The sequence below is a fragment of the Streptomyces sp. PR69 genome (assembly GCF_026420845.1).
Lineage (GTDB): Bacteria > Actinomycetota > Actinomycetes > Streptomycetales > Streptomycetaceae > Streptomyces.
This window is the reverse complement of the sequence record NZ_JAOWCB010000054.1, coordinates 1-24,474: the sequence shown is the minus strand read 5'-3', so window position 1 is coordinate 24,474 and position 24,474 is coordinate 1. Positions and strand designations below refer to the sequence as shown.

20 protein-coding genes are annotated in these 24,474 nt (G+C 72.0%); 16 read left to right on the top strand and 4 right to left on the bottom strand.

Going from position 1 to position 24,474, the window contains the following annotated elements:
* Positions 1-9 precede the first annotated feature (9 nt).
* Positions 10-171 carry a hypothetical protein gene (locus OF819_RS28020; RefSeq protein WP_267246447.1) on the bottom strand — a complete coding sequence of 54 codons (162 nt, stop codon included), beginning with the start codon at positions 169-171 and terminating at the stop codon, positions 10-12.
* Positions 172-299: 128 nt separating this feature from the next.
* Here OF819_RS28020 and OF819_RS28015 point away from each other — a divergent pair, with 128 nt between their 5' ends.
* Positions 300-833 (top strand): NUDIX hydrolase, encoded by a 534-nt coding sequence (locus OF819_RS28015; RefSeq protein ID WP_267246446.1) that lies wholly within the window; start codon positions 300-302, stop codon positions 831-833.
* Here OF819_RS28015 and OF819_RS28010 read toward each other — a convergent pair.
* Complete coding sequence (locus tag OF819_RS28010) at positions 811-2,151, bottom strand: hypothetical protein (protein WP_267246445.1); 1,341 nt, start codon at positions 2,149-2,151, stop codon at positions 811-813. The two genes, OF819_RS28015 and OF819_RS28010, sit on opposite strands and share 23 nt — an antisense overlap.
* Positions 2,152-2,262: 111 nt before the next feature.
* On the opposite strand from OF819_RS28010, the gene OF819_RS28005 reads away from it, so the two are divergent.
* The 4 genes from OF819_RS28005 (at position 2,263) to OF819_RS27990 (ending at position 5,956) form a co-directional block, all read left to right on the top strand.
* Positions 2,263-2,505: a hypothetical protein gene (locus OF819_RS28005; protein ID WP_267246444.1), complete on the top strand. Its 243-nt coding sequence runs from the start codon at positions 2,263-2,265 to the stop codon at positions 2,503-2,505.
* A 245-nt stretch (positions 2,506-2,750) separates the two neighbouring features.
* Positions 2,751-3,194: a glycine-rich domain-containing protein gene (locus OF819_RS28000; protein WP_267246443.1), complete on the top strand. Its 444-nt coding sequence runs from the start codon at positions 2,751-2,753 to the stop codon at positions 3,192-3,194.
* Between the two features lie 71 nt (positions 3,195-3,265).
* Positions 3,266-4,108 (top strand): protein kinase domain-containing protein, encoded by an 843-nt coding sequence (locus OF819_RS27995; protein ID WP_267246451.1) that lies wholly within the window; start codon positions 3,266-3,268, stop codon positions 4,106-4,108.
* Between the two features lie 654 nt (positions 4,109-4,762).
* Positions 4,763-5,956 (top strand): transposase, encoded by a 1,194-nt coding sequence (locus OF819_RS27990; RefSeq protein ID WP_267246442.1) that lies wholly within the window; start codon positions 4,763-4,765, stop codon positions 5,954-5,956.
* A 510-nt stretch (positions 5,957-6,466) separates the two neighbouring features.
* Here the strand turns inward: OF819_RS27990 and OF819_RS27985 are convergent.
* Entirely contained in the window at positions 6,467-8,377 is a 1,911-nt protein-coding gene (locus tag OF819_RS27985) for a helix-turn-helix domain-containing protein (RefSeq protein WP_267246441.1), read from the bottom strand.
* 297 nt (positions 8,378-8,674) lie between these two features.
* Here OF819_RS27985 and OF819_RS27980 point away from each other — a divergent pair, with 297 nt between their 5' ends.
* Positions 8,675-9,400 carry a methyltransferase domain-containing protein gene (locus OF819_RS27980; RefSeq protein ID WP_267246440.1) on the top strand — a complete coding sequence of 242 codons (726 nt, stop codon included), beginning with the start codon at positions 8,675-8,677 and terminating at the stop codon, positions 9,398-9,400.
* 17 nt (positions 9,401-9,417) lie between these two features.
* Complete coding sequence (gene pabB / locus OF819_RS27975) at positions 9,418-12,279, top strand: aminodeoxychorismate synthase component I (RefSeq protein WP_267246439.1); 2,862 nt, start codon at positions 9,418-9,420, stop codon at positions 12,277-12,279.
* 8 nt (positions 12,280-12,287) lie between these two features.
* Here pabB and OF819_RS27970 read toward each other — a convergent pair whose 3' ends face one another.
* Complete coding sequence (locus tag OF819_RS27970; protein WP_267246438.1) at positions 12,288-13,475, bottom strand: transaldolase family protein; 1,188 nt, start codon at positions 13,473-13,475, stop codon at positions 12,288-12,290.
* Positions 13,476-13,705: 230 nt separating this feature from the next.
* Between OF819_RS27970 and OF819_RS27965 the strand changes: the two genes are divergently transcribed.
* From OF819_RS27965 to OF819_RS27925, 9 genes are all read left to right on the top strand, one after another.
* Entirely contained in the window at positions 13,706-14,875 is a 1,170-nt protein-coding gene (locus OF819_RS27965) for a 3-deoxy-7-phosphoheptulonate synthase (protein WP_267246437.1), read from the top strand.
* 42 nt (positions 14,876-14,917) lie between these two features.
* Entirely contained in the window at positions 14,918-15,688 is a 771-nt protein-coding gene (locus OF819_RS27960) for a 2,3-dihydro-2,3-dihydroxybenzoate dehydrogenase (RefSeq protein WP_267246450.1), read from the top strand.
* A gap of 109 nt (positions 15,689-15,797) precedes the next feature.
* A complete protein-coding gene (locus OF819_RS27955; protein WP_267246449.1) occupies positions 15,798-16,463 on the top strand; it encodes an isochorismatase family protein in 666 nt (221 codons plus the stop codon).
* Positions 16,448-18,397 (top strand): anthranilate synthase family protein, encoded by a 1,950-nt coding sequence (locus tag OF819_RS27950; RefSeq protein ID WP_267246436.1) that lies wholly within the window; start codon positions 16,448-16,450, stop codon positions 18,395-18,397. The genes OF819_RS27955 and OF819_RS27950 overlap by 16 nt, the downstream gene beginning before the upstream one ends.
* Positions 18,394-18,735, top strand: coding sequence for a hypothetical protein (locus OF819_RS27945; protein WP_267246435.1), 342 nt, complete (start codon positions 18,394-18,396; stop codon positions 18,733-18,735). The genes OF819_RS27950 and OF819_RS27945 overlap by 4 nt, the downstream gene beginning before the upstream one ends.
* Positions 18,732-19,256: a shikimate kinase gene (locus tag OF819_RS27940; protein ID WP_267246434.1), complete on the top strand. Its 525-nt coding sequence runs from the start codon at positions 18,732-18,734 to the stop codon at positions 19,254-19,256. Before OF819_RS27945 ends, OF819_RS27940 begins: the two co-directional genes overlap by 4 nt.
* Positions 19,257-19,728: 472 nt before the next feature.
* Positions 19,729-21,921, top strand: a complete 2,193-nt coding sequence (tkt, locus tag OF819_RS27935; RefSeq protein ID WP_416370642.1) for a transketolase — start codon at positions 19,729-19,731, stop codon at positions 21,919-21,921.
* Positions 21,918-23,204 (top strand): 3-phosphoshikimate 1-carboxyvinyltransferase, encoded by a 1,287-nt coding sequence (aroA, locus tag OF819_RS27930; protein ID WP_267246433.1) that lies wholly within the window; start codon positions 21,918-21,920, stop codon positions 23,202-23,204. The genes tkt and aroA overlap by 4 nt, the downstream gene beginning before the upstream one ends.
* A gap of 19 nt (positions 23,205-23,223) precedes the next feature.
* A partial coding sequence (locus tag OF819_RS27925; RefSeq protein WP_267246432.1) for a 3-hydroxybenzoate 6-monooxygenase occupies positions 23,224-24,474 on the top strand: 1,251 nt, incomplete at its 3' end.

The following is a 24,474-nucleotide window of genomic DNA, read 5'->3' as shown; positions in this document are numbered from 1 at the left end:
CGAGTGCGCCTACCGTGCACGCCGAAGGGTCACGGCCAGTACGCGTCTGCCGTCGAGGCGGGGCAGCATCCGGCGTGCTTCGCGCAGCATGTTCTGTGCTTGGTCCTCGCCGAGCTGGCGGCGGAGGTCGGCTTCGTGTCTGATCCACAGTGCGTACAGGCGACGCCACATGGCGGGCTCGTCAGGCCGCTCGGGCCCCCGTGAGACCATCTCGTCAAGCTGACGTGAAAAGAGCTGAAGTTGCGTCCGGCCCTCGACCGGTCTGAGATCCTGGAGACCGATCGAGAGGGGCCGCAGGTATGCAGTGGAAAACCCACGGCGAGCGACAGGTCTACACCAACAAGTGGGTGAATCTGTGTCTGGTCGACGTTCAGCAGCCTGACGGGCGCAGGTGGGAGTATCACGTCGTTCGCCTCCGGCACCTGGCCGTGGCCGCCGTGGTCAATGACCGTCAAGAGGTTCTGATGATGTGGCGGCACCGCTTCATCACGGACTCGTGGGCGTGGGAACTGCCGATGGGCCTGGTGGAGGATGGTGAGACCCCGGAGGCGGCGGCAGCCCGCGAGGTCCTGGAAGAGACGGGCTGGCGTCCTGGCCCCATCAAGCCCCTGATCTACGCCGAGCCAGCCAACGGGATCACCGATTCGCAGCACCACGTCTTCCGCGTGGACGGCGCGACCTACGCCGGGCCGCCCACGGAGAAGAACGAGTCCGACCGCATCGAGTGGATTCCCCTCTCGGAGGTGCGGGGCATGATCGACCGCCGCGAGATCGTGAGCAGCGGATCACTTGTCGGCCTGCTCTACCTGCTCATGGATGAAGCGATCCGCTGACCGATGGCAGGAGATCCCGTAGGCGCGCCTCGAAGGCCAGAGCCACGGGTTCCCGCCGGTGCGGGGCCAACTGGTCGCAGAACTCCCGGAGGTGGTTCGACACGCGCTCGGAGGCCACTGCCGAAGCGGGCTCCAGAGCTTGTGTGGCGGTATGGCATGCCTGATCAAGCTTGCCTTGGTCCAGTTGCGTACGTGCAAGCCAGAACGCGTGAAACGCCCGGCCACGCTGGTTGGTGCGGTCCTCGCGCCGCGATGCGTCAGCGATCAGGGCTTCGGCGGTCGCAGCCTCACCCAATCGTCCGTGAGCAATGCCCGTGTCCACGATCAACTTCGTCTCGTCGAAATACGTCACCCATGACGGGTCCGGGTCGCTCGTCCGGATCTGCTCGAAATGGCGGTGCGCCTCCCCGACCGCTCGGTGAGTGGAATCCCGATTGCCCAGGGCGGCGTGAGCAAAGGCTTCGCGCATCGAAAGCATGGACAGGACGCGTGGGGTGGTGTCGAGTGCTGAGCGGGCCTGATCCTGGGCGGCGGCCACGAGCGCCAGAGAGTCCGCAGGTTTGTCCTGGTACGTGCCCTGCAAGCTCATGCACGCAAGGACGTTTGCCATGAACTGTCGGTCATCGATTTCCTTCGCCAGTTGCAGAGCCTCGGTGAAGTACACGCGAGCCTGGTTGTACTGACGGGCGTCGAAGTAGGTCCAGCCGGTGAGGCGTGCCAGCTCGGCCGCGATGCCATAGAGGCCGTTCCTGATGGACGGTGGCCGGTTCCCCTTCAGGAGTCCGACCACATACCGGAGCTGGCCGACGATGGCCGGCCTCAGGGCCTCGCCGCCATGCTGGTCGTCACGCCGCCAGTAGTCCTCGATGGAGGAGCGGAATGCTTCAAGTGTCGTGGCGCTGCGGCATGTTCGGGTGGCCATGGCCAAGATGCCGTCCACGTCGGGACCCGGTGGAGACGCGGGAGTCCGCTGCTCGGGCTCTGGCGCTTGGGGCACCTCTCGCTCGGTGACAACGAGAGCCTGAGGCGTCTCCCACACTCGGCGGGCAAGCCCGAGCATGTGTCCTGGGATGCGCAAACCGTCTGCGATGCGCTCGATCACGTCCATGTGTTGCAACTGGCGTTGACCTGCAATCACTTCGCCGACACGGCTCGGAGTCAACTCGCAGCATCTGGCAATCATCGAGGGGTAGATGCCTGCCTTGGTCTTCACCAGCCGGAAGACCCTGGAGAAATCCCGCACCTGACAAGCCTCGATCATCTCGGGATCGGTGAGCAGCCTGGCAGGCAGTTCCTGCGGCCGGTCGGCATCAGGCATTGGGCAGGCTCCTCACTGCGAGGACTACGCAACGTGCCGGTCTCTACTTCCCACCATATTACCCAAGTTGGGTAATCAGCCTGACCTTTCGGCGACGGCTCCCGGGTCGCGATGCTCCTGTTCATGGCAAGCAACCAGCAGACCAGACCAGGCATCGGTGAACTGGCGAGGGACACCGCCAGGGGACGTCTCGGCGTCGTCATGGGCAAGGTCGGCGGCCGTGTGCAGATAAGGCCGATCGATGGCGGCAGGGAGTGGGACGCCATGCCGGACAACGTGGTGGCGCTCGGCGCCCGGGAGGAACTGAGCGCACGCCTGGCCATTAGGAATGGCAACAGCCGGGATGGGCTGTGATGCGCGCCATCGGCCGGTATGCGGGAGTCCTGTTCATCGTCATGATCAGCGGGTCGTACGGCCCGGTGATCGGCATGGCGCTCGTCATCGGCCAGTAGACCGGCCGCCCCGAACGGGTGCCGGTTCCCCGGTTCCCCTGTTCGGGGCGGCCATCCAAGCCCGCCTCCTGGTCGTCCCTGAGCCAAGGCTCGGCAACCGATGCGGGCGGCAAGTGCCACGCACCGCCACACACGAGGAGTATTCGCATGACGGCAACGGCGAACGATCAGAGGACCGGTCGCGCGGTGGCTGGTGAGGAGTTGTTCGAAAGCCTCGCCCGCTTCGTGGTCACCCACAACGGGCAGTCGCCCGAGCAGGCCGAACGGATCGCGGACCAGGCGGTCGCCTTCGTGGTTACCGCAGCCACCGCCCCCCTCCCTATGGTCCCGTCGGACGACGTAGACCTCGGTCTGCACGCGCTCATCCTGCACACAAAGGAGTACACCGCGCTGTGCGAGCAGTACGCGGGCCGCTTCCTGCACCACAACCCGAAGCCGGGCGGAGGGGCGCGTGACCCGGAGCAGGTCGCTGCTTCGGCGCGCGCCATGAAGGCGGCCGGGTTCATGATCTTCGACGATCTGTGGACCGTGGACGGCGCGAACCTCGCGCAGTGCGACTCGGACTGCGGCCGACCTTACGGTCAGGCCTAGCACACGACAGCAGCGACGTGGCCGACCTCGACTTACGGCCGGCCGCGCTCGCCCGGAGAGGAGAACCGACGTTGTCCGGGTCACCCCCTGAACTGCCGATCGAGGTGCTCGACGCGCTCATGCCCACGTCGGTGCGCCTGGTCACCAACCGTCGAGGCTCCATGGTCTGGGAGGTCGAGAGCGGTCGGGGCCACTACGCCGTGAAGCTCGGCTATCCGATCGAGGCCACGGCTGACTGGCCCGCCCAGCCCTGGACCGCCCTCGCCCCCGCACGCGAAGGGGCTGTGCTGCATCGTCTCGGCTTCGATGACTGCGCGTACGGCGAGTGGGAACGAGGCACGTGGAACTTCCAGCCGTGGCATGAAGGGCCGGACCTGTACAAGATGTGGGAGCTGTGCCGTAGGCGAGACTCGCCCATCGCGCCAAACGTCGGCGTGGCGCTGGAATGCGTCTCAGCGCTGGCCGAACTCCACGCCAAGGGCTGGGTCCACGGTGACGTACAGCCCGCCCACTTCATCATCGGGCTGGAGCGGACCCACCTCATCGACCTCGCCCTCGCCCGTGGCGGACACATCCCCAAAGGGTACGACTTCCCGTTCCGCGGCTGCCTAGTCCACTACGAGGCACCGGAGATCGCGCGCAGCGTGCTTGCCACGGGTGAAGCCAAGCCCACGCAGAAAGCCGACATCTACGCTCTCGGCGCGTCGCTGCTCATCTCCGCAACCGGCTGGCGTGCCGTCGAGTACCCGGACGATGCTCCACGCCCAGTCCAGAGAGAGGCCGTGGCAGCTGGCAAGCGTCGTCCAGTGAAGGCACCCGGCGAGCTGGGCGACTTGATCGAGGTCATGCTCAGCCATGCGCCCGAGGATCGACCGACCATTTACGAGGTGGGCAAGGCCCTGTACTGCCTCTGAGAAATCATCCGCCTTCCGAACGTGATCGCATGGCTCGGACTGGGTGGCCATGAACTCCCCTCGGTGACAGGAGGGATGGGCGTGATTCGTCCGTTCGTCTCTCTCGTGGAGGCGGCGGTCGCCGTCGGTGCTCGGTCTGCTGGAGGCTCGAGAACAGATGGTGCGGCTGTGTGAGGAGGCCGGCGAGGGGATGCGGGGGGCGAAGCAGATCGCGGTGCGGCCGGGCTGAGGCCGGGCACGCCCAGGGCCCAAGTGGCCCACGCCTCGCAAGGATCAGGCACAGCCGGGAAGCCTACGGCGCGCAGCGCCGCACTGGGGTGTGGGCGGCGGAGCCTCCACACCCAGAGAGGGCGGGTGGGTGGGGAAGCGCCCGCGCCCGGGGGTGTGGTGCGGGCACCGTCGAGGGTGGCTGATCGGGGGGGTGGGTGGTGGTCCGGTCACCATGGCCGCGCGCCGGGAGGGCCGGAAGGCGGCCCAGAGGGGCCTTCCGTGGGCGGGTTAGGGGCGGTTTGCGCGGCCGTCCCGGCGCCGCCGGGTGGCAGGTGTGCATCAGCGGGCCCAGGTGTGTGATCGGCGCACCTGGGCTGCGGCACGCCCCGCACCGCACCGTGAAGGGCACCGCTTCACGGCGGGTCAGCGAGGGACGGGGTAGCCATGGAAACCAAGGTTGTGAGGGTCGACAGCCGACGCGCACACGGGGTGCCGGAGGCGATCGTGGGGGAAGTGTGCGCGGAGCTGTTCGCCGGGCTGGCGCGCAAGGACCAGCGCTGCAAGGGCGAGCAGTATCTGCGCGGACTGCTGACGACCCAGGGGCGCAAGTCGATCCGGAACATCGCCGCATCCGTCGGCGAAGGCGCCGCGGAGCAGAGCCTGCACCACTTCATCTCGGCATCCACCTGGGACTGGACTCCGGTGCGCGCGGCGCTCGCCCGCTATCTGGAGCGGGTGATGCGCCCGCGCTGCTGGGTGGTGCAGAACGTCGTGATCCCCAAGGCGGGGCAGCACTCCGTGGGGGTGACCCGGCGATTCGTGCCGAGCCTCGGGCATATCGTCAACAGCCAGGAGGCGTACGGCGTCTGGGCCGCCAACGAGGAGATGAGCAGCCCGGTGAGCTGGCGGCTGAAGCTCTCCGCGGAGTGGCTGCGGCAGTGCAGGAGCGGTGTGCCGGGGCATCCTGCGGAGCGGCTGGCCACATCGTCGCTGGCCTGTGTGACCGCCGCGGTGCGGGAGGCGCAGTCGTGGATCGGCGGCCCGCCGCGCCCGGTGGTCCTCGATCTGCCGGAGAGCGACCCGTCGGAGACGGCGAGCGCGCTGCGCGCCGCGGGGCTGCCGTTCCTGATGGGCGTGCACGGCACCACGCGGGTGACGGCCGCGGACCCGGCGCTGGCGGGCACCGGCCTCGGGGAGGTCTCCGTACAGCAGCTGTTGCGGGTGGCCGGTCCGCTGCGCCGCCCGGTCACCTGGACGGACCCGGAGACCCGGCGGCTGTGCACCAGCCTGGTGACCGCCCTGCGGGTGGAACTTCCCGCCGCGGGACCGGTGTTGCTGCTGGGCGAGTGGCGCGATCCCCGCGGCTGGCCGCGCAAGTGCTGGATCACCGATCTGTCCGGGGCGGCCTGGGGTGATCTGCTGCGGCTCGCGCTGCTGACCCGCCGGGTGGAGGCCGACTTCTCCCGTACGTCGGTCAACGTCGGCGTCGTGGACTTCGAGGGCCGGTCCTTCGACGGCTGGCACCGGCACACCACCCTGGCGTCCGCCGCGCAGGCGGTGCAGACCCTGGCGACGGCGGACGGCCGGGTGCGCGCCGTGGTTCGACCGACGCCCCAGCCGCTGGCTCAGCCGGCCTGACGGCGGGGGCTCAGGCCCTTCGCCCAGTCGGCCTGACGCCGCCTCAACCGCCCACTCAGCCAGCCTGCCCCGCCGTAACCGCTCGCTCAGCCGACCTGTCCAGCCGTCGGCAGCCGTCGGCCCGCGGAGCTGCCGATCAGCCGCCCCCGGCTTCCGGCCCGGCCACTGCGGCCCGCAGCAGTGGGCCCCAGCGCGGTCCGGCACCGGCACGGTCAACCCCCCGGCATGGCCGTCGTGCCGCACGGCCGCCCGACCGCGGTCGGCACCGCGCGGCCCGCATCACACGAGCCGCTCCGACCGGGCGGCCCGGACCCGCGCCGCCAACCGGTCCGCAGCAGTGGGCCCCAGCACAGTCCGACCCCGGACACGGCCAGCCCCGACGCGCACCGCCAACCGCACCGCCGCCCTGGCCGCACCGCACCGCCAACCGGACCGCACCGCCGCCCGGCCCGCGCCGACCGCCCGGTGCACGCCGGCCCCGGCACACCCGCCGGACGGCCCCGGCGCGCATCAGCCCCGCGCGCGGCCCGTCCGGGCGCCGCCGCGCCGTACCAGGGCCCGCCGGGTGCGCTGGAGCTGGAGGGCGAGCTGCACCTCCAGCGCCCGCGCGGGCTCCTGCCAGGCGGCGCCGAGGAGTTCGGTGATCCGCTCCAGCCGCCGGGAGACGGTGTTGGGGTGCACATGCAGGGTCTCCGCGGCACGGGTGGGGCTGCTGGCCGAGGCGAAGTACGCCTCAAGCGTCCGGGCCAGCTCGGTGGCCTGCTGGGCGTCGTAGTCCAGCACCGGCCCGATGGTGCGGTTGATGAAGCCGACGGTGTTGGGGCTGTCGGAGAGCAGCAGCCCGAGGAACCCCAGCTCCTGGGGCGAGACCGCGACCCCCACGCCGCCGAGGGCGGTCACCGCCTCCAGGCAGCGCCGGGCCTCCTGGTGGACGCCGATGATGTCGGCGGGGTTCGTGGTCGGCCCCGCGGCGCCGACGGTCACCGGGCTGCCGAGGACGGTGGAGAGCTCCGAGGACAGGGCCTCCCCCACGGCGACCGGGTCGGTCCCGGGGAGCAGCATGACGATGCAGTCGCCGTCGACGCTCTTGAGGCCGGACAGCCGGTGGGCGTAGGAGGAGGCCCAGACGACGGCCCGGCCCCGTATGCCTCCCTCCGGGCGGGCGACCGCGACGGTGTGCGGTTCTTCGAGGTCGACGGAGAGCCGGCGGGCGCGCTCGGCGAGCTGCGCGGGGGGCAGCCGGGAGCCGCTCAGCAGATCGTTGAAGAGCAGATCGCGCACCTGCCCCTCGGCGGCTGCCGCGCTGCGCCGCATCAGCAGCAGCACGGCGGTGATCTGGGCGACCGACCGCAGCAGCTCGATCTGGTGTTCGGTGAACGGTTCCTGCGGATCGTGCGGCACGAGGACGAGCGTGCCGAGCATCTCGTCGCGTGAGGCGGCGGGGCAGAGCCAGACGCCGCCCTGGGACCGGATGGGACGGCGTTCGGTGTGCGTGTCGAGGCAGAGGGTGTCCAGCTCGGACGCGTCCAGCTCGGGGAGTTCGCCGACGGAGGCCAGCCTGCGCCCGGCCGGGTCGCGGATCAGCAGGGAGCCCTGCAGCAGATTCGCCGCCTCTCCCGCGAGGCCGGTCAGGTCCCCGCCGTCGAGCAGCAGGTCGAGCAGGCGCGGGTGCGCGTCGCCGAACTCCCGGGCGGCGGCGAAGGAGTCCTTGGCGCGGGAGGTGTCCAGCTCCAGCTCCGCGACCTCGTCGCGGGTCCGCTCCAGCAGCCGGGTCTTCTCGATGGCGACGGCCGCGAGGTCGCCGAGCGAGCTCATCAGCGAGACCTCGTCGGGCGCGAAGTGCCGGATCCGGCGGTCGGCCACATACAGGACGCCGAACGTGGACTCCTCGGACTGCAGGGGTACGGCCATGATGGCGTGCAGCCCTTCGGCGCGCACCACGTCGTCGATGGTGTCGGAGTGCGCGAAGCTGTCGTCGGGCAGATAGTCGGCGGACCAGAAGGGCGCGGAACGCTGGGTCGCCTGGCTGCCGACGCCGCCCTGCATGGGCACCTCGAACCCCACGGTGATCGCCGAGGCATGGCCGTCCGCCGCCCGTACGCGCGAGCAGCCGGCGTCGAAGTCATGGAAGGTCACCCAGGACATGTCGAGTCCCAGCAGCAGCCGGGCGCGCCGGGTGATGACCTTGAGCAGGGCGTCCAGATGATACGGCAGCGTCAGATCCCTGGCGGTGTCGACGAGTGCGGAGAGACCGGCCTCGCGCTGCTGGCGTCGGGCGAAGAGCGCCCGGATGCCCAGGGAGAGGTCTTTGGCCCGGCTAAGCCGGTCGAGGGCCCCGGCACGCGCCCCTCCCCGACGCGCCTGCCTGACTACTTCTTCGAACTCGCTCTCGGGCGCCTCCTGGGCGAGCAGTTCGAGCATTGTAAAAGCATCAACATCCGACGACCGGCCTTCCGGCGTCATTCCCGCCCCCCGAGATCTCAAGACGCATGGACTGGCTGAAAGTAATGCGGATGGTAAGGGTTGGTCAACAATCCGTTGGGGTCGGACAGTCCAGGTCAACCCTGCACACGGTGACTGGATCACCACCCCCTCCGATCAACGGTGTCGCCGGACCACCTTCTGGAAGCTCTCGTTCCGCCTGAATGCTGATCGCACGTGCCCGGCTCGCGGGCACCTTGAGAACGACTAGAGGACAACTAGAGGGGGAGGGGTCCCATGTCTCAGATCCAGAGCTTCGAGCGCTCTATCGCTCGCAGCCGCGCGTCGCTGACCAGGGAAGACCGGCCGGAGACATTCACCTTGTGCGGTCGCGAGTGGGAGCTGCTGGAGGAGGTGTTCGCGCCGGTCTACTCACCTTCGACCGGCATCGCACTGGAGTTCCTCGGCCTCAATCACGAACCGCCGCTGCCGCACTCCGGCTCCTTCCTGGAGGTCGGCTGCGGGACCGGAGTGATCGCGGTGATGGCGGCACTGGCCGGATACGATCGGGTCGTTGCGTCCGATATCAGCCCCCGCGCCGTCGAGAACGCGGCCGTCAACGCCGAACGGCACGGCGTCACTGGCCGATTCAGGGCCGTGCACAGCGACCTGTTCTCCGGGCTTGACGACGGCGAGCGTTTCGACACCGTCTTCTGGAGCTCCAACTACGTGCTGGGCCCGGAACAGTACGAGTACAAGTCCGTGCACGAGCAGGCGTACGTCGACGCCGGCTACCGCACCCACCGCCGGTATCTGGAGCAGGTCCTGGGCCGGCTCGCCCCCGGCGGCTCGGCGCTGCTGCACTTCAGCAACCGCGGCGATGAGGCGGCCCTGCACCGAATAGCCGGGGAGTGCGGCCGTGAGCTGCGCACGCTGCGCGCCGACACCGTCCGCGAGGGCGAGTACGGCGACGACTCGGTCACGCACCTGCTCCTCCAGATCGTCCCGGCAGCCACCGTCTGAGCTCAGGAGAGGTCACCGTGCGCACGCTGCTCGTCGACAACTACGACTCGTTCACTTACAACCTCTTTCACCAGCTCGCCGAGGTGAACGGCAGGGAGCCGGAGGTCGTCCGCAACGACGATCCGCGCTGGCGGGCCGGGCTGCTGGCCTCGTTCGACAACGTGGTGATCTCCCCCGGCCCCGGACACCCCGGACGGGCCGCGGACTTCGGCATCTGCCGCGAGATCATCGAGGAGTCCCGGCTGCCGCTGCTCGGAATCTGCCTGGGGCACCAGGGCATCGGGCTGCTCAACGGCGCGGCGGTGTGCCGCGCGCCGGAGCCCTGCCATGGGCGGGTGTCCGCCGTGCTGCACGGCGGGGACGGGCTCTTCGCCGGTCTGCCCTCCCCCATGGAGGCCGTGCGCTACCACTCCCTCCAGGTCACGTCGCTGCCGCCGGAGCTGGAGGCGGTCGCCTGGACGCGGGACGGGCTGCTGATGGGACTGCGGCACCGGCAACGGCCCCAGTGGGGTGTGCAGTTCCACCCGGAGTCGATCTGCTCGCAGTACGGAGTGCGGCTGCTGGGCAACTTCGCGGAGCTGAGCCGGGGGCCGCGGGAGCACCGGGCGCCGAGGCCGCTGGGCGCGGGGGCGGGTACGGGTACGGGTGCGGGTACGGGTACGGGTGCGGGTGCGGTGGGTGCGGGTCCGGTGTCGGTCACCGCCGCCGGGGGAGGCGGCGCGGCCCGTACGCGGCGCGCGCCCGTGCCCGCACCCGGGCCCGCTCCGGCGGCGTCCGCGACGCGGCGGCTGCGGGTGCTCGTCGAGACGCTGCCGACCCGCTGGGACGGCGAGATCGTCTACGACCGGCTCTTCCGCGGCCACGACCACGCCTTCTGGCTCGACAGCAGCCGCCCTGACGCCGGCCGCGGCCGCTTCTCCGTGATGGGCGACGCCTCCGGGCCGCTGGCGCGGGTGGCCCGCGCCGATGTGTGGAGCGGCACAGTCACGGTACGGTCCGCGGCCGGCACCGAGATCGTCGCCGGGCCGTTCCTCGACTGGATCGACCGGGATCTGCGGTCCTGCCGCACGGAAGTGCCGGAGCTGCCCTTCGGGTTCGCGCTCGGCTGGGTCGGATATCTCGGCTACGAGCTGAAGGCGGAGTGCGGGGGCGAGGCGGTGCACCGCTCCGAGGACCCCGACGCGACGATGGTGTTCGCGGACCGGGCGGTGGTGTTCGACCATGCCACGGGCATGACGCATCTGCTGGCGCTGGCGGAGGAGGGGGCGACGGCGGCGGCGCGTGCGTGGCTGGCGGAGACGGCGAGCGCCCTCGCCGAGTGCGGGGCCTTCCCCACCCACCCGCCCATTCACCGTGGGGGCGAAGCCCCCACACCCCCGGCAGCAGGAGCCAGCCCGGCGCTCCGCGCGGGCGGGCCCGCAGGGGCCGACAGCCCCGTCGGCCGCGCAGACGACAGCAACGGCGCACGGGACGTCCCGCCTTGCCCGAATGCCTCCCAGGCAGCAACACCGGCACTCCGCGCGGGCAGCGCCCAACAACCGGACCCACACGCGGGCGCTCCCGCTCCCGCCGACGCAGAGACCCGGAACGACAGCAGCCGTGCACAGACCGTCCGGCCCCACCCGGACGTCTCCCAGGCAGCAACACCGGCGCTCCGCGCGGGCGCGCCCGCAGGGGCCGACAGCCCCGTCGGCCGCGCAGACGACAGCAACGGCGCACGGGGCGTCGCACCTTGCCCGAATGCCTCCCAGGCAGCGACACCGGCACTCCGCGCGGGCGTGCCCGCAGCCGCCGCCCCGGCCCCCGGCACCGCGCCGGGAGGGCGGCCCGCTCACCCGCCCGTGCAACGGGGGGGCGAACCCACGGCTGCGGCGCTTCGCGCGGGCGGGGGCGGGGGCCGGCAGGCCGTCTCCCCCCGCTCGGGCGACCGGGCCGTGGCGGAGGGGGTCGCCGTGGGGCTGAGGCATGATCACGAGGCGTATCTGGGGCTGATCGCCGAGTGTCAGCGGCAGATCTCTGCGGGGGAGACCTACGAGGTGTGCCTGACGAACATGGCCGAGGTGCGCGGCGGTTACGACCCGTGGGCGGCGTACCGGACGCTGCGGCGGGCCAGTCCCGTGCCCTTCGGCGCGCTGTTGCAGTTCGACGGGCTGGCCGTGCTGAGCACCTCGCCGGAGCGGTTCCTCGGGGTGTCGCGCGATGGGCTGGCCGTATCGGAGCCGATCAAGGGGACCCGGCCGCGCGGGCGCACCCCGGAGGAGGACGCGGCGCTGGTCGCGGATCTGCGCGGGGCGGAGAAGGACCGCAGCGAGAACCTGATGATCGTGGATCTGGTCCGCAACGACCTCGGGCGGTGCGCCGTGCCCGGCTCGGTCGAGGCGGACGAGATCTTCCGGGTGGAGAGCTATGCGACCACGCATCAGCTGGTGAGCACCGTACGGGCCCGGCTGCGGCCCGGCGTCAGCGCCGTGGACTGCGTACGCGCCGCCTTTCCCGGCGGTTCCATGACCGGCGCGCCGAAGAAGCGCACCATGGAGCTGATCGACCGGCTCGAAGGCGGGCCGCGCGGGGTGTACTCGGGGGCGATCGGGTACTTCTCGCTCACCGGGGCCGCGGACCTGAGCATCGTCATCCGTACGGCACTGATCACGGAGGACCGGGTCCGCTACGGCGTGGGCGGGGCGGTGATCGCGCTGTCCGACCCGGAGGCGGAGTTCGAGGAGACCGCGGTCAAGGCCGCGCCGCTGCTCGCGGTCACCGGCGCCGCGTTCCCGCGCGGCGGCACAGACCGGCCGCAGCCGGACCCGCGTCACCGTCCGGAACCCCAGCGGCAGGCGGAAGCACGGCGGCAGCCGGAACCCCAGCGGGTCGCGCTGTGACACAGCCGTCAGCGGTGTTCCCAGGAGTGCTGGAGACGCGCGAGTTCCGCCGTCTCCAGCACCCCGGCCAGCTCGCCCATGCGCACACCGTGCCGCTCCAGGGCCGCCAGGGCCCGCCGTCCCTCGGTATGGGTGTTGAGCAGAGTGTCGCCGAGGAGTTCGAGTTCGTCCGACGCGGTTTCGAGGACGTCCGGGGGCATGGCGATCGCCGTGTTCCAGCCGATGAGGGAGGCGATATGGCGGCAGTGGGGCTCGGTCCACAGCAGCCGCGGCGGACGTGCCCCGCCTGCTCTGAGCACCCGCCACCACTCGCTGGCGAGCCGCTCCTCCCGTACGCGGAACACCTGGCGGGCCACCGCGACGGCGGCCGTGTCGGCCACCTCGCACGCCGTCGTCCCGGCGACGGCCTCGCGAGGGTGCGGGGTCCGCGTGCGCACCGGCCCCCTGGGGAACTCCGGGACGGCCGCACCTTCCGGGACCCCCGCGGCACCCGGGACGGCCGCACCTTCCGGGACCCCCGCGCCCTCGGGGACCCCCGCGGCACCCGGAACCCCCGCGCCCTCGGGGACCGTGCCCTCGCAGACCGCGGACGGCCCTGCTCCCCCTCCGCCCTGGGGGCGTGGGGTCACAGCCCCCAGCCGCGCGTTCGCCTCCGTGTCGAGCGGCCCGACCGGGAAGGAGGCCACGCAGGCGATCGTCTGCAGCGCGAGACCGGAGGCCAGCGCCCGCTCCATGCCGGAGAAGTAGGCGTCGAGGACCTGGCCGTAGCGCTCCGCGCAGAACACAAGGGCGCTGTCCACCCCGATCCCGTCGGCAACACAGTCGCCGAGGGCAACCAGTCCGGCCGCGGTCGCCGGAATGCGCACCAGCAGATTGGGGCGGCCCACCTCGCGGTGGATATAGCGCGCTTCCTCGGTCAGCGCCCGCGCGTCATGGGCGATCCGCGGATTCACGGGCACCGACACATGCCCGTCATGGCCCCCGCTCGCCTCGTGAACGGGCCACAGCGCATCGCAGGCCCGCCGGGCGTCCGCAGGTGAGGAGGGAGGTCTCACCGCGCCGCGGAAGAGCCGTGCCTCGGTGAGCTGGTCCGGCGCACCACCGGTGACCCCGCCCCGCCCGCTGTCGGCGAGCCACGGCGAGACACCCTCGGCGGCCAACCGCTTGAGCAATACGATGGCCGATTCGCTGTTCATGCACCGACCTTAGGGCGCAGGCGGCCTGAGGCGGCAGAGAGATGAGGCGTCTGTGTCAAGTCGCGGCCGGAAATCTCCGGCTGAATATGTCCACGGCCGAAAGCCCTTCTGACTTGACCAAGTGAGCCTCACTTGACGAAGTGGCGATCGACCGTTGGTTTCCGGCCTTAGGCCATTCCCAGACTCCTCAGTGCATCCGTTGGGGCAGTTACAGCACTGGGAGGTACCACGTGCAGGAAGTTGACCTCTGGAGGACCCTGCCGGCAGGCCAGCAACCCGACTGGCCGGATGAGAACGTTCTGGCCACCGTCCGCGACAGACTGGCCAGCGCGCCGCCGCTCGTCAACGGCGACGATGTGAGAGAGCTGCGTTTCCTGCTGGCCGCCGCCGCCGCGGGCGACCTGCAGGTCATACAGACCGGGGACTGTGCGGAGGACCCGGCCGAAAGCACCCCCGGCTATGTGGCGCGCAAGACGGCGCTGCTGGATGTGCTGGCCGGGGTGATGAAGGCGCGTTCGCTCAAGCCCGTGATCCGGGTGGGCAGGATCGCGGGCCAGTTCGGCAAGCCCCGCTCCAAGCAGACCGAGATTGTGGGCGGCGTCGAACTCCCCTCGTACCGGGGCCATATGGTCAACAGCCCGACGCCGGACCCGGTGCTGCGCCGGCCCGACGCCGAGCGGCTGTGGGCCGGCTACCGGGCCGCCGCGGTGGTCATGGAGCTGCTCGGCCGGCACGGCGGACGGCGGCCCTTCCCGGCCGAGGCCCCCGTGTGGACCAGCCATGAGGCGCTGCTGCTGGACTACGAGGGCCCGATGCTGCGGACCGAGCCGGACGGCACCCGGCTGCTGACGTCGACCCACTGGCCGTGGATCGGCGAGCGGACCCGTGAGCTGGACGGCGCGCATGTGGCGCTGCTGGCGTCCGTGTGCAACCCGGTGGCGTGCAAGGTCGGGCCCAGCATGACCGTGCCCGAGCTGCTCGCCCTGTGCGAGCGGCTCGACCCCGAGCGGGACCCGGGACGTCTCACCCTGATCGCCCGGCAGGGCGCGGGCACAGCGGCCGAGCGGCTGCCGGAGCTGGTCCGGGCCGTGCGGGAGGCCGGGCATCCGGTGCTGTGGCTGTGCGACCCGATGCACGGCAACACGGTCAGCGCCCCCGACGGGGTCAAGACCCGCTATGTCGCCACCGTCATCCGCGAAGTCGAGGAATTCCAGACCGCCGTCATCGAAAACGGCGGCACAGCGGCGGGTCTCCATCTGGAAACCACCCCGGACGATGTCCGCGAATGCGTTCTCGACCCCTGTCACAACGACGAACTGGGCGAGAAATACACCACGTTCTGCGACCCCCGGCTCAATCCCTGGCAGGCATACGGCGTCGCCTCCGCATGGCGTGGCTGAATCCGTAGAAGCGAGGGGACAAGGAGGCACAGCAGTATGGAAATGCAAGGCAAGACCGCACTGGTCACCGGAGCCGCGGGCGGCATAGGCGAGGCGATCGTCAACGCCCTGGCCGAACGCGGGGCGCGGGTGGCCGCTGTCGACCGGGACGCGGACCGGCTGCGCGAACGCGTCAAGTACGCCGTGGAGCAGGGCTACCCGGTCCAGTCGTTCCCCGCCGACATCACCTCAAGCGCGGAGGTCGAGTCGCTGGTCGACGACGCCGAGGCGCTCTTGGGCCCCATCGACTACCTCGTCAACGCCGCCGGGGTGCTGCGGCTGGCCGAGGCCCGGAAGCTCACGGACGAGGAGTGGGCCACCACCTTCGCCGTCAACACCACCGGCGTGTTCTTCGTGTCCCGGGCCGTCGTCAACCGCATGGTGACGCGGCAGAGCGGCGCGATCGTCACGGTCGCCTCGAACGCGGCCGGCACCGCGCGCGTCGAGATGTCCGCGTACGCGGCCTCGAAGGCGGCGGCGACCATGTTCACCAAGTGCCTGGGGCTGGAGGTGGCCAAGTACGGCATCCGCGCCAACATCGTCGCCCCCGGCTCCACGTACACCCCGATGCTCACGTCCATGTGGAAGGACGACAGCGGTGCGCGGGCCTCGCTCGACGGGGTGCCGGAGGCGTACCGCGTGGGCATACCGCTGCGGAAGCTGGCCCAGCCGGGGGATGTCGCCGACGCGGTGGTGTTCCTGCTGTCGGACAAGGCCGCGCACATCACGATGCACGATCTGACCGTGGACGGAGGTGCGGCGCTCGGTGTCTAGCACCCTTCAGCAGTCAGGCGAACAGTCGGGCAAGCAGTCAGCCGAGCGGCCAGCTGAGCGGTCGGGCCGGCCGCCGGCTCCCGGAATCCCCGCGATCAGCCCGTATCCGATGCCGCGCGCGGACGAGCTGCCCGCGAACACGCCCGCGTGGACGCCGGACCCGGCACGCGCGGTGCTGCTCGTCCACGACATGCAGCGCTACTTCCTCGCCCCCTTCCCCTCAGGACAGCAGCCCGTCACCGCGCTGGTGGACAACGCCGCGCGGATACGGGACTGCTGCGCCGCGCTCTCCGTCCCCGTCGCATACACGGCACAGCCCGGCGGCATGGACCCGGAGCAGCGCGGTCTGCTGAAGGACTTCTGGGGCCCCGGCATGACCCCGAGCGCCGAACACCGGCAGGTCGTGGAGCCGTTGGCGCCCGCCCCCGGCGACTGGGTGTTCACCAAATGGCGTTACAGCGCCTTCCACCGCACCGAGCTGCTCGCCCATATGCGGGCCGCCGGGCGCGACCAGCTGATCATCTGCGGGGTGTATGCGCACGTCGGCGTGTTGATGACGGCCGTCGAGGCGTTCAGCCACGACATCCAGCCGTTCCTGGTCGCCGACGCCGTCGCCGACTTCAGCCGGGAGGAGCACCGTATGGCGCTGCACTACGCGGCCACCCGCTGCGCCGCCCTGACCACCGCGGAGGAACTGCTCGCCGCCCTCACGGCCCGCCCGCCGTCGCCCGTGGGCGCCGGCTCCCACAAGGAGGAGTCATGGCAGGAGTCATAAGAGAAGACGGTGACCTGCTGGGGCGGGTGCTCACCGCCGATCCGCCGCCGTTCGCGCTGGTGCACCGCCCCGAGACCACGGGGCCTGGCCGTGGCCAGGTCGATGTGCTGCTCGGCCCGGTCGGCGAGGTGGACGGCCTCGCCGCGCTCCCCCTCCCCGGCCGGGTGGCGCGACGGGGGGCCGACACTAGCGGCGGCGCCGCCCGTCAGGACCTGCTGGCGCTCATCCCGTACCGGCAGATCGCCGAACGCGGCTACGACGCCCCCGACGACGGCGAGCCGCTGCTCGCCATGGCCGTCGAGGAGCAGACGGCCGTGGCGCTGTCGGAGGTGCTGCGCCGCATCCCCGACCTGCCGGTCCCGCTCCGCGAGGGCGGCGGCTTCGACGTCGACGACGCGGACTACGCCCGCACGGTCCGGGAGGTGATCGCCCAGGAGATCGGCACGGGCGAGGGCGCGAACTTTGTGATGAAGCGGTCGTACGTCGCGGAGATCGCCGACTACTCGGTCTGCGCCGCGCTGCGCTTCTTCCGGCTGCTGCTGGAGAAGGAGTCCGGCGCGTACTGGACGTTCATCGTGCACACCGGGGACCGCACCTTCGTCGGGGCCTCCCCCGAGCGGCACATCAGCGTCGCGGACGGCCGGGCCGTGATGAACCCCATCAGCGGCACCTACCGCTACCCCGACTCCGGGCCCACCCTCTCCGGGGTCATGGACTTCCTCGCCGACCGCAAGGAGTCCGACGAGCTGTACATGGTCGTCGACGAAGAGCTGAAGATGATGGCGCGGGTGTGCGACACGGGCGGCCGCGTCGTCGGCCCGCACCTCAAGGAGATGGCGCGGCTCGCGCACACCGAGTACTTCATCGAGGGCCACACGACCCGCGATCCGCGCGACATCCTCCACGAGACGCTGTTCGCGCCGACCGTCACCGGCTCCCCGCTGGAGAGCGCCTGCCGGGTCATCAAGCGGTACGAGCCCCGGGGCCGCGGCTACTACAGCGGCGTGCTGGCCCTCATCGGCCGGGACGCCGGCGGCGGCGACACGCTGGACTCGGCGATCCTGATCCGCACCGCCGACATCGACGCGCGCGGGACCATGCGGATCGGCGTCGGCGCGACCCTGGTGCGCCACTCCGATCCCCTCTCCGAGGTCGCCGAGACCCGCTCCAAGGCCGCCGGGCTGCTCAGCGTCCTCGGCGACACCGGGCCGCGCCGCCTCGGCGGCCACCCTCAGGTGCGGGCCGCGCTGGAGAGCCGCAACGACTCCATCGCGGGCTTCTGGCTCGACGATGTGTCCGGGCGCCGCCGTGAGCTGCCCGGCCTGGCCGGGCGCGAGGTGCTGGTCGTCGACGCGGAGGACACCTTCACCGCGATGCTCGCGCACCAGCTGCGGGCGATGGGCGCACGGGTGACGGTGCGGCGGTTCGACGAGCCGTACGCCTTTGACCCGTACGAACTGGCGGTCATGGGACCCGGTCCGGGCGATCCCCGGGAGACCGGCCACCCCAAGATCGCGCATCTGCGGGCGGCGATCGACACCCTCCTCGCATCGCGGCGGCCGTTCCTCGCGGTGTGCCTCAGCCACCAGGTGCTCAGCGCCCGCCTCGGCCTGGACATCCTCCGCAGGGCCCACCCCAACCAGGGGGTGCAGCGGGAGATCGACCTGTTCGGGCGGACCGTGCGCGTCGGCTTCTACAACACGTTCGCCGCGCACGCCGGAGACGACAAGGCCGAGACGGACGCCGGCGTGGTCGAGGTCAGCAGGGACCGGGCGACCGGCGAGGTGTACGCGCTGCGCGGGCCGGGCTTCCGCTCCCTGCAGTTCCACCCCGAGTCGGTGCTCACGGAGGACGGCGTCCGCATCGTCGGCGAGGCGCTGACCGGGCTCCTTGAAGGACAGCCCGACGGACAGCCGGAAGGACATCTCGTATGAAGGCCGCCGTGGTGTGGTGGGACCTGAAGGACACCGGGCACAGCGCCGAGTCGCTGCGGGAGTTCCTGCGCGACGAGGCGATCGAACGGTTCGCCCGCATCGACGGGCTGCGGCTGAAGTTCTGGATCTCCGACCCGGAGACCGGGCGCTGGGGCGCGGTGCTGCTGTGGGAGTCGGCCGAGGCCGCGGCCGCGCCGCTGCCCGCACGGGCCGCCGAGATCATCGGGCGGCCCCCCGTCCAGGCCACGCTGTTCGACGTGGAGGCGGTGGTGGAGGGCCGGCACGCGAACCCCGATCTGTCGGCCCTGGGCCTGGCCAGAACGGCCGTGATCCCGTGAACCGGCCGCTGGCGGTCCTCATCGGGCTGCCGGGCAGCGGCAAGACCACCGTCGGCCGGCTGCTCGCGCGGCGGCTGGGGGCGGACTTCCGCGACACCGACGCCGATGTGGAGCGGGCCGCCGGGCTCACGGTCCGGGAGATCCTCCTGGAGCGCGGCGAGGCGGCGTTCCGGGTGCTGGAGCGGGAGGCGGTGCGGCGGGCCCTCGCCGAACACCCCGGCGTGCTCGCCGTCGGCGGCGGGGCCGTCCTGGACGACGCCACCCAGCGGCGGCTGGCCGGCCACCGCGTCGTCCACCTCCGCGTCGGCCCGGCGACCGCGGCGGCGCGGGTCGGCGGCGCCCGCACACGGCCGCTGCTCGCCGACGATCCGGCGGGCGAACTCCGGGTGCTGGCCGCCGTGCGGCTGCCGATCTACGACCGGCTGGCCGGGGCGCGCGTCTGGTCCGAAGGGCGCGGGGCGGGGCGGACGGCAGAGGAGATCGCGGAGCTGCTGCCGGCTGCCGTGCCCGGCGGGGGGTGACTGGGGCTCCGCCCCAGACCCCGTTTCCGGGGGCTCCGCCCCCGGACCCCCGCGCCTCAAACGCCGGCGAGGCTGATTTTCCCAGCCCGCCCGGCGTTTGAGGGCCAAGGGCCTGCACATTTCAGCCTCGCCCGGCGTTCGAGGCGCGGGGCCTGCACATCCCAGCCCCGCCGGCGATTGAGGCGCAGGACCCGGCACAAACCAGCCCCGCCTGGGGGTACCCCCAGCGGTAGCTGGGGGAGTTTGAGGCGCGGGGTCTGGGGCGGAGCCCCAGTTGCAGAGCAACCCGTGTCGGCCACCTGACGAAGTGCGAATGAGCCACTGCGCACAACCGCCCCCACACCCCCACGCTGGTCGCAGACGGCCGCGGGCCGTCGGGCGCCCCCCTTCCGCCCGACGGCCCCGGCACATCCCCCCACCCCTGCCCCCGGCGCGATGACATTCCCTCTGGCGAAGGAGCCCTGAGCAGACGGTGAGTACCCCATTGGAGACCCCGCTGGAGACCCCGCCCCGCGGCCGCTTCGAGTGGAGCGAGCTGGACCGGCGTGCCGTGGATGTGGCGCGGGCGCTGGCCGTGGACGCCGTGGAGGCGGCCGGGCACGGACATCCGGGCACGGCGATGAGCCTGGCCCCGGCCGCGTATCTGCTGTTTCAGCGGCTGCTGCGGCATGACCCCGCCGACCCCGCCTGGGCGGGCCGGGACCGGTTCGTGCTGTCGTGCGGCCACTCCAGTCTGACCCTGTACGCACAGCTGTATCTCTCCGGGTACGGCCTGGAGCTGGACGACCTCAAGGCCCTGCGCACCGCGGGGAGTCTGACGCCCGCGCACCCCGAGTACGGGCACACACCCGGCGTGGAGACCACGACCGGGCCGCTCGGGCAGGGCTTCGGCAACGCGGTCGGCATGGCGATGGCGGCCCGCCGGGAGCGCGGGCTGTTCGACCCGGACGCGGCGCCCGGCGCAAGCCCCTTCGACCACACGGTGTGGGTGTTCGCCTCGGACGGCGATCTGGAGGAGGGCATCAGCCACGAGGCGGGCTCCCTCGCCGGGCATCAGCAGCTCGGCAATCTGGTCGTGCTCTACGACGACAACCACATCTCCATCGAGGACGACACCCGGATCGCCCAGTCCGAGGACGTGCTCGCGCGGTTCGCCGCGTACGGCTGGCATGTCCAGCGGGTCGACTGGACGACCGGGAGCGGCGCGTACGAGGAGGACGTGCCCGCCCTGTACGAGGCGCTCGACGCCGCCCGCGCGGAGACCGGCCGCCCTTCGCTGGTCGCCCTGCGCACGGTCATCGGCTGGCCGTCGCCCGGCAAGCAGAACACCGGGAAGATCCATGGCGCGGCGCTCGGCGCGGCCGAAGCGGCCGCGACCAAGGCGGCGATGGGGCTGGACCCCGAGGCCGCCTTCCAGATGCCGGCCGAGGTCCTCGCCCATGCGCGCCGCGTGGCCGAACGGGCCCGCGAGGACCGCGCCGTGTGGGAGAAGCGGTACCGCGACTGGCGTGCCGCCTGCCCGGAGCGGGCCGCGGAGTTCGACCGGATCTCCGCCCGCGAACTGCCCGGGGGCTGGTCGGCGGCGCTCCCCGTCTTCGAGCCGGGCACGGCGATGGCCACCCGCAAGGCGTCCGGCGAGGTGCTCGGCGCGCTGGCCTCCGTACTGCCCGAACTGTGGGGCGGCTCCGCCGATCTGGCCGAGTCGAACAACACCACCATGAAGGGCGAGCCGTCCTTTGTGCCGGAGGACCGGGCCACCGCCGCCTTCCCCGGCCACCGCTACGGCCGCACCCTGCACTTCGGCATCCGCGAGCACGCCATGGGCGCGATCCTCAACGGCATCGCCCTGCACGGCGGCACCCGCCCCTACGGCGGCACGTTCCTCGTCTTCTCCGACTACATGCGCCCGGCGGTGCGGCTCGCCGCCATGATGCGGCTGCCCGTCACCTATGTGTGGACGCATGACTCGATCGGCCTCGGCGAGGACGGCCCCACCCACCAGCCCGTGGAGCATCTGTGGTCGCTGCGCTCCATCCCCGGTCTGGACGTCGTGCGCCCCGCCGACGCCAATGAGACGGCGGTCGCCTGGCGCACCGTGCTGGAACACGCCGACCGCCCCGCGGGCCTGTGTCTGAGCCGGCAGAACCTGCCGGTGCTGGACCGCTCCCCCGATTCGGGCGTGGAGTCCGCGGAGGGCACGGCGCGCGGCGGCTACATCCTGGCCGAGGCGTCCGGCGGCATCCCCGAGGCCGTCCTGATCGCCACCGGCAGCGAGGTGCACATCGCACTGGACGCCCGCCGCATCCTCCAGCGTGACGGCATCCCCACCCGTGTGGTGTCGATGCCCTGCCTGGAGTGGTTCAACGAGCAGGGCCAGGAGTACCGGGAGCGGGTGCTGCCGCCCGCGCTGCGCGCCCGCGTCTCGGTCGAGGCGGGCTCCGTGATCGGCTGGCACGCGCTGGTCGGCGACGCGGGGCACACGGTCGGCCTGGACCAGTTCGGCGCGTCGGCCTCGTATACGCAGCTGTACGAGCAGTACGGATTCACGGCCGAGCGGGTGGCCGCGGCCGCCCGCGCGAGCGTCGCACGGCAGCGGGACGCCCGCCGGCGCGACGCCGACCGGGACGGGCAGGTGGCGAACCCGCTGCGCCGGGGGCTGGCATGACCACCGCCGCGGCGCCCGTCGCCGCCCGCATCCCCGGCTCGAAGAGCATCACCAACCGCGCGCTGCTGCTGGCCGCCGCGGCGTCCGGCACCAGTCGGCTGTTCGCGCCGCTCGTCAGCGAGGACACGGTCGCCTTCCGCACGGCGCTTGCAGGCCTGGGCTACCGCATCGTCACCGGGCCCGGCGACGCCTGGTGGGAGGTGACCGGCAAGGGCCACGGCCCGGTCGGCGGCGGCCGCGTATGGTGCGCCGACGCGGGCACGGCCGCGCGCTTCCTGCCGCCGTTCGCGGCGACCGGCAGCGGGGACTTCCTCTTCGACGGCTCCGACCAGCTGCGGGCCCGTCCGCTGCAGCCGCTGGCCGACGCGCTGACCCGGCTCGGCGTGAGCGTGCAGACGGCGCCCTGCGGCGGGCTGCCGCTGCGGGTGGCGGCCGCCGGGTCCTGGGGCGGCGAGCTGTTCGTGGAGGGCGGGCTCAGCAGCCAGTATCTGAGCGGTCTGCTGATGGCGGCCCCGCTGCTGCGCTCCCCGCTGACCGTGCGGTTCCGGGATCTCGTCAGCCGTCCGTACGTCGATATGACCATCGCGCTGATGCGGCAGTTCGGGGCCAAGGTCGCCGAACGGCCCGAAGGCCCCATCGAGATCGCGGCCGACGGCTACTGCGCCACCGGGCTGCGGATCGAGCCGGACGCCTCCGCCGCCTCGTATCTCTTCGCGGCGGCGGCCGTCACCGGGCGGAGCGTCACCGTGCCGGGCCTGGGGACGGACAGCATCCAGGGAGACGTGCGGTTCACCGACGTACTGGCCCGGGCGGGCGCCCATGTGGAGGTGAGCGAGGACGGCACGACCGTCACCGGCGCGCCGGACGGCCGGCTGCGCGGCGGTTTCGACGTCGACATGGGCGATATCTCCGACACCTTTATGACGTTCGCCGCGATCGCGCCGCTCGCCGACGCCCCGGTGACCATTCACGGCATCGGCCACGCCCGGCTGAAGGAGTCCGACCGGATCGCGGCGGTCGCCCAGAACCTCACCCGCTGCGGGGTGTCCACCGAGGTCGGCCGGGACTGGATCACCGTCCATCCGGCCGCGCGGCCGCACGGGGCGCGGATCGCCTGCCACCGGGACCACCGGATCGCGATGGCGTTCTCGGTGCTCGGGCTGCGGGTCCCCGGGATTGTGCTCGACGACCCGCGGTGCGTCGCCAAGACGTTCCCGGGCTTCCGTACGGAACTCGACCGCCTCTTCCCCTCCCCCGACCAGCTCACCTCTACCCACGTTTGAGAAGGGACTCACGACCACCATGGCTCACACGATCGTCGCAGGCGGCGGCATAGGCGGACTGGCCACGGCCATCTCCCTCGCCCGGCACGGCCACCGCGTCACCGTCCTGGAGCGCCGGGACGCCTTCACCGAACTGGGCGCGGGCATTCAGCTCGGCCCCAACGCCTTCCACGCCATGGACCGTCTCGGCGTCGGCGCACAGGTGCGCGCCCGCGCCGTCTACATCGACGAGCTGCGCTTCATGGACGGCACCACCGGACAGCGGGTGGCCTCCATGCCGCTGACCGACGCATACCGGGAGCGGTTCGGCAACCCGTACGCGGTGGTGCAGCGCATGGACCTGTACGAGCCGCTGCTGGACGCCTGCCGCCGCCACCCGGACGTCGAACTGCGCACCGACTGCGCGGTGACGGGGTACGAACAGACCGCGGGCGAGGTCACCGCCGTCCTGGCCAGCGGGGAACGGGTTGCCGGCACCGCGCTGATCGGCGCGGACGGCATCCGCTCGGCGGTACGGCAGCAGCTCGTCGGCGACGGCGACCCGCGCGTGTCCGGCCACACCATCTACCGCTCGGTGATCCCGATGGAGCAGGTGCCGCAGGAGCTGCGCTGGAACACCGTCACCCTGTGGGCGGGCCCCAAGTGGCACTTCGTGCACTACCCGATCGGCGGCGGCGCGTACTTCAATCTGGCCGCCACCCGCGACGACGCGGCTGCGGAGGCGGTCGTCGGCAAGCCCGCCGCCCGTGACCATGTGCTGAACGAGTTCCCGGAGCTGGGCGAGACGGCCCGGCGGCTGCTGGAGCTCGGCCGGGACTGGAAGGCGTGGGTGCTGTGCGACCGCGACCCGGTGGACGGCTGGACGGACGGCCGGGTCGCCCTCCTCGGCGACGCCGCCCACCCGATGCTCCAGTACGCGGCGCAGGGCGCCTGCCAGGCCCTGGAGGACGCCGTCGTCATCGGCGAACTGCTCGGCGACAGCGGCGCGGACGAGGTGGTGCAGCGGCTGGAGAAGTTCAACGCCGAGCGGCGCGAACGCACCGCGCGCACGCAGCTCGTCGCCCGGGAGATGGGCCGTCAGCTCTACCACCCGGCGGGCGCGGCGGCGCGGGAGCGCAACGCGATGCTGTCCTCGCTGTCGGCGCAGGACATGTACGACAAGGTGGCCTGGCTGCACGGCGACTGCGACTTCGTCGCGGACGCTGGGGCGCGTGCCGCCGAGGCGCATGCCGCCGGGGTTCGTGTCGCCGGGGCCCGTGCCGGGGCGGCG

What these genes read in the sequence shown, in the direction of transcription:
- OF819_RS28020 (WP_267246447.1), bottom strand. Translation starts at nt 171, where the DNA reads ATGTGGCGTCGCCTGTACGCACTGTGGATCAGACACGAAGCCGACCTC.
- OF819_RS28015 (WP_267246446.1), top strand. Translation starts at nt 300, where the DNA reads ATGCAGTGGAAAACCCACGGCGAGCGACAGGTCTACACCAACAAGTGG.
- OF819_RS28010 (WP_267246445.1), bottom strand. Translation starts at nt 2,151, where the DNA reads ATGCCTGATGCCGACCGGCCGCAGGAACTGCCTGCCAGGCTGCTCACC.
- OF819_RS28005 (WP_267246444.1), top strand. Translation starts at nt 2,263, where the DNA reads ATGCTCCTGTTCATGGCAAGCAACCAGCAGACCAGACCAGGCATCGGT.
- OF819_RS28000 (WP_267246443.1), top strand. Translation starts at nt 2,751, where the DNA reads ATGACGGCAACGGCGAACGATCAGAGGACCGGTCGCGCGGTGGCTGGT.
- OF819_RS27990 (WP_267246442.1), top strand. Translation starts at nt 4,763, where the DNA reads ATGGAAACCAAGGTTGTGAGGGTCGACAGCCGACGCGCACACGGGGTG.
- OF819_RS27985 (WP_267246441.1), bottom strand. Translation starts at nt 8,377, where the DNA reads ATGCTCGAACTGCTCGCCCAGGAGGCGCCCGAGAGCGAGTTCGAAGAA.
- OF819_RS27980 (WP_267246440.1), top strand. Translation starts at nt 8,675, where the DNA reads ATGTCTCAGATCCAGAGCTTCGAGCGCTCTATCGCTCGCAGCCGCGCG.
- OF819_RS27970 (WP_267246438.1), bottom strand. Translation starts at nt 13,475, where the DNA reads ATGAACAGCGAATCGGCCATCGTATTGCTCAAGCGGTTGGCCGCCGAG.
- OF819_RS27960 (WP_267246450.1), top strand. Translation starts at nt 14,918, where the DNA reads ATGCAAGGCAAGACCGCACTGGTCACCGGAGCCGCGGGCGGCATAGGC.
- OF819_RS27955 (WP_267246449.1), top strand. Translation starts at nt 15,798, where the DNA reads ATGCCGCGCGCGGACGAGCTGCCCGCGAACACGCCCGCGTGGACGCCG.
- OF819_RS27950 (WP_267246436.1), top strand. Translation starts at nt 16,448, where the DNA reads ATGGCAGGAGTCATAAGAGAAGACGGTGACCTGCTGGGGCGGGTGCTC.
- OF819_RS27945 (WP_267246435.1), top strand. Translation starts at nt 18,394, where the DNA reads ATGAAGGCCGCCGTGGTGTGGTGGGACCTGAAGGACACCGGGCACAGC.
- aroA (WP_267246433.1), top strand. Translation starts at nt 21,918, where the DNA reads ATGACCACCGCCGCGGCGCCCGTCGCCGCCCGCATCCCCGGCTCGAAG.